Annotated in this window: 3 protein-coding genes; 2 read left to right on the top strand and 1 reads right to left on the bottom strand. The window is 57.0% G+C overall.

Features of this window, described 5'->3' with window-relative positions; all coding sequences use genetic code 11:
• Positions 1 to 75: 75 nt before the first annotated feature.
• Together Q363_RS30820 and Q363_RS30815 are read left to right on the top strand one after the other, a co-directional pair.
• Positions 76 to 1,326, top strand: a complete 1,251-nt coding sequence (locus tag Q363_RS30820) for a hypothetical protein (RefSeq protein WP_245632589.1) — start codon at positions 76 to 78, stop codon at positions 1,324 to 1,326.
• A 314-nt stretch (positions 1,327 to 1,640) separates the two neighbouring features.
• Positions 1,641 to 3,494: an FAD-dependent oxidoreductase gene (locus tag Q363_RS30815; protein ID WP_035358403.1), complete on the top strand. Its 1,854-nt coding sequence runs from the start codon at positions 1,641 to 1,643 to the stop codon at positions 3,492 to 3,494.
• 713 nt (positions 3,495 to 4,207) lie between these two features.
• Here Q363_RS30815 and Q363_RS43460 read toward each other — a convergent pair.
• Positions 4,208 to 4,437, bottom strand: a 230-nt coding sequence (locus tag Q363_RS43460; RefSeq protein ID WP_035358401.1) for a hypothetical protein, incomplete at its 5' end; no start/stop codon positions are given.

The raw sequence follows: 4,437 nt of genomic DNA, 5'->3' as shown, positions 1-4,437 counted from the left end.
GACCTGTTCTCGTTCGGCGCGCTGTTGTATGAGATGGCGACAGGACTGCTTCCGTTTCGGGGAGAAACAGCGGGAATGATCTTCGAGTCGATTCTCAATCGAGCGCCACCTCCGGCCATCAGGCTGAACCCTGACATACCCCCGAAGTTGGAGGAGATCATCAACAAGGCGCTGGAGAAAGATCGAAACCTGCGTTACCAGCATGCGTTGGAGATGCGCGCCGACTTGCAGCGGCTGAAGCGCGATATCGAATCTGGGAGAAGCGCCCTGGCCGCGGCGAGCATGGCGTCGGCTTCTGTTGTCCCTCGATTGATAGGGGACTGGAGAAGCAAACGCTCGATCACCCTAGCAGCGATTCTGGCATTGTTCGCCGTTGCGATCGCGTTTAGCGTTCAGACGTTTCTACGACGCGGGCGCGGAAGGCTTTTCCAAGCGAGTAGCATGTCGCGACTCACGACCACCGGCAAGGTAACAGATGCCGCCATCTCTCCCGACGGTCGATACGTGGCGCATGTTGTCGACGATCTCGGCAAACAGAGCCTCTTCGTCCGACAGATACAAGTGGCTCGATCGAGCAACGTCGAAATCGTTCCTCCGTCGGGTGCGCTTTACTATGGGCTGATCTTCTCTAAAGACGGTGATTATGTCTATTATCTCAAGAAACAAACGACTACTCCTTGGGCTTCTCTTTGTCGAGTCGCTGCGTTAGGTGGCGATATTGTGTGCTTTGCCGACCACATTGACACACCCATTTCATTTTCCACGGACGGAAAGAAATTTGCGTTCGTCCGCCGCATTCTCGACCGGGGAGAGAGCCAGCTCGTCATTGCTAACTCGGACGGATCGCAGGAACGAGTCATTGCGACGCGCACGTATCCGCAGGACTTTGGCGGTGATGACAGTGGGCCGGCGTGGTCGCCTGACGGCAAGATAATTGCGTGCGGCTTCGGCGATTCCGTGTTGTGCGACATGACCGTGGTTGGAGTGAACGCTGAAATTGGCAAGCAGATGCAGCTAACAGCGCATCGCTGGTTTCGCGTCGGACGACTCATGTGGATGCCCGATGCAGCGGGCCTAGTGATGCTGGGCACACCGCGATCACAATTCACGTACCAACTTTGGTTCTTATCGTATCCTGCCGGTGAAGCCCGAAACGGCGTCTCAAATCTCTGGAGCTTTCCTCTTGACGGAAGCAAACCCAAACAGTTGACCAATTTTCAATCCGACCTGGTATGGTCTTTTACCTCGTCACCCGATGGCACCCAACTCGCGGTGGCTCGGGGCATGTCGGCGAGCAATGCTTTTTTGATCAATAACGTTCAGTAGCTGATATTCGGCACGCTGGCAGGCCGAAATGCTCTGGCGTGAGCTCCTTGGCGATGACATAGAATGCTTCGCTTAACTCCAGGTTTGTCGGCAACCCTTCCCCAATCCGATGACGTCAGAGTCGCCCGTCAGCAACTGCGAAACTCCAGTCGTCATTGCAGTTCCTTGGGGCCATTGGAGGTCGGTGAATTGTTGTTGTTCTAGTTCATGGTAGGTGCGACGTCTTCCTTTCAATATTCTGGGGCGGAAGTTATGATTGCCCGAACGTGAACAGGGCTCTGGGTCACGAACTCCTCCGTTTTGGACGCCGCCTTATGGACCGACGAACATTGCTGAAGCGCTTAGCCGCAGTGCCCCTGGTGTCGGCTTTTTGGCCCTATCTGTCCAATGCTGAACAGACGCCGCTGCCCGCGAAGTCCGCATTCCGCCGGGTTCGCTCCGGCGATCCCGCCTGGCCTAGCGCCACGAGCTGGGGGAAGCTGAAACAACAGGTCGGCGGGAACCTCATCCCAGTACAGTTTCCTCTGACTGCGTGCCAGGGTACATCCGAGAGTACCTCTTGCCAGGATCTCTTCAAGAACTTAGACAATCCCTTCTACATCGGCGACCAGCCTGGCCTGACGCAGACTTTGGGGTGGGCGAACGCGTGGACCAGCAAGCCCAGTGTCTATGCCGTGGCGGCAAGAAATGGAGAGGACGTCGCCGCAGGAGTGAGCTTTGCTCGCGAAAACCGTTTGCGTTTAGTCGTCAAAGGCGGCGGCCACAGCTACCAGGGTACCTCGAATGCGCCTGATTCGCTGCTGATTTGGACTCGGCGCATGAACGACATCACGATGCACGATGCTTTCGTTCCGCAGGGGTGCAAGGGCAAACACGCACCGCAGAGGGCAGTGACGCTAGGCGCCGGAGCAATCTGGATCCTCGCATACGACACCGTTACGACCAAGGGTGGTCATTACGTTCAAGGTGGCGGCTGCACGACGGTCGGAGTCGCGGGCCTCATTCAAAGCGGTGGCTTCGGAAGTTTCTCCAAGCATTACGGCCTCGCTGCAGCAGGTTTACTGGAGGCCGAAGTTGTAACTGCTGATGGCAAGATTCGCGTTGCGAACGCGTGCATGAATCCGGACCTTTTCTGGGCGCTGAAAGGCGGAGGCGGCGGCAGCTTTGGCGTTGTGAGTAGAGTGACTTTGCGCGTGCGCGAGCTTCCCGAATTCTTCGGCGGCGCTATCTTCACGGTCAAGGCCGCCTCCGACGACGCCTTTCGTCGCCTTCTCCACCAGTTCTTCGGCTTCTACCGCAGCAGCCTCTTCAACCATCATTGGGGTGAGCAGGCCCGCGTAAACCCTGACAATTCCCTTACGATTTCGATGGTTTCCTACGGGCTGGATAGCGCACAAGCAAAGAAGGTCTGGCAGCCATTCCTGGACTGGGTGGCGGGTTCGCCGGACACCTTTACGCTAAAAGCCCCGCCAATTGTCGGGAGCTTACCGGCAAGAGGCTGGTGGGATGCCCAGTGGCGCGAAGGGCATCATCAACCAGTTTTCGTCTCGGACACGCGTCCCGATGCGCGACCCGGTGACGTATGGTGGACAGGCGACGCCGGTCAGGTAGGGCAGTTTCTTTACGGCTTTGAGTCGCTGTGGCTGCCCGCGTCCCTGCTTGAGGAGGATTCGCAGGAGCGTCTCGTGAACGCGTTGTTCGCCAGCTCCCGTCATTGGGGAGTCGAGCTGCACTTTAACAAAGGTCTTGCTGGCGCTCCCGCCGATGCTATAGCCGCGGCCCGCGACACGGCAATGAATCCTGCCGTGCTCGACGCCTTTGCCCTCGCCATCATTGCCTCAGGGCAGGGTCACGCGTACCCAGGGCTTCGCGGGCATGAGCCCGATCTTACCGCAGCTCGCAAAGAGGCTGACGCCGTCGCCAAATCGATGGACGAACTGCGGAAGCTGGCGCCGAACGGCGGATCCTATGTGTCGGAGAGCAACTTCTTCGAACCCTCCTGGCAGCAATCCTACTGGGGCTCGAATTATCCAAAGCTTCGCGCGGTGAAAGCAAAGTATGATCCGGACGGCCTGTTCTTCGTTCACAACGGTGTGGGTAGTGAGGTATGGAGTCCCGATGGTTTTCACACGGCTAACGGAACCCGGCCACTGAGAACTCATTCTTGATCAGGCAGAAGGATCTCATCCATTGCATAGTGTTTCTGCGTGTGTCAGCCCGCGGCGGGCGTTCTGGAATCACTTCCTGTTTTTCCGTGACCCTCCCGCAATCGGCAGCAGGCGCCGATCGAGCATACAACTTCCAACTAGCGAACTTCTGGAGCGTTTAGCGGATTTCACCCTTCGGCGAAACCGTTTTGAATACGCAAGGTCCTCAACGTTTCAATCTCGGGTCACCGGGGTGTACTCTCACTCAACTTTGCAAAATATGAAATCCAGTGCTTCCGGATTGACTGCTCGTCCGCGGCAGCGTTGTCATAAGCAGGGGAGATGAGCGGCAACGCTGTTTCGACTTTCACCAGGACAAATCTTAGAATCTTAGGTTCTGTCGTGCTTTTCGCCGTGTCGACCCATCGACCCCGGTAAAAACTCATGATCTCTTGAAAGAGTATCTGCAGTGAGTGTGGCAGGTGCTTCGTTCATTGGCGGCCCCGGGGTTCGACCAAAGGGTCCTTTTCACCGCTGCCCAGCGGTCTGCATGCTACAGTCGGGGAATCACACGCCTGGCAGCTCGACAAAATGATACTGCCATTAGCAACGCCTTTAACCCCCATCCAATTTGGCCCTCTTGGGCCGCTACTCGGGTTCTGGTCCCGGTAGGGACGCTCATTACTGAGCGCCCCCCGGAGAGATCCGTACAGGCGCGTCTACGCATACGGCTCTTACGAAGGATGAGTGGCGTAGAAGCGAGCCTCGGGATAGGGATGCAGGATGCGGGGTGGTGGGATCCATCTGTCGAAGATTGGGGTATATTTCGCCCACTTCTTTCTCGCGGTTTGACTGCGACGAACCAAAACGTTTCGCCATAGTCGATGGAGGCGATGCTTGAAGTTGGACAACTGGTCGATGTTGCCGGGAACAGCATGGTATTGGTAGTAACCCGATACGACCT

The organism is Edaphobacter aggregans DSM 19364, from assembly GCF_000745965.1.
Classification (GTDB): domain Bacteria; phylum Acidobacteriota; class Terriglobia; order Terriglobales; family Acidobacteriaceae; genus Edaphobacter; species Edaphobacter aggregans.
The sequence above is the reverse complement of the archived record's forward strand: the minus strand, read 5'-3'. Positions and strand labels throughout refer to the sequence as shown.

What these genes read in the sequence shown, in the direction of transcription:
- Q363_RS30815 (WP_035358403.1), top strand. Translation starts at nt 1,641, where the DNA reads ATGGACCGACGAACATTGCTGAAGCGCTTAGCCGCAGTGCCCCTGGTG.
- Q363_RS30820 (WP_245632589.1), top strand. Translation starts at nt 76, where the DNA reads ATGATCTTCGAGTCGATTCTCAATCGAGCGCCACCTCCGGCCATCAGG.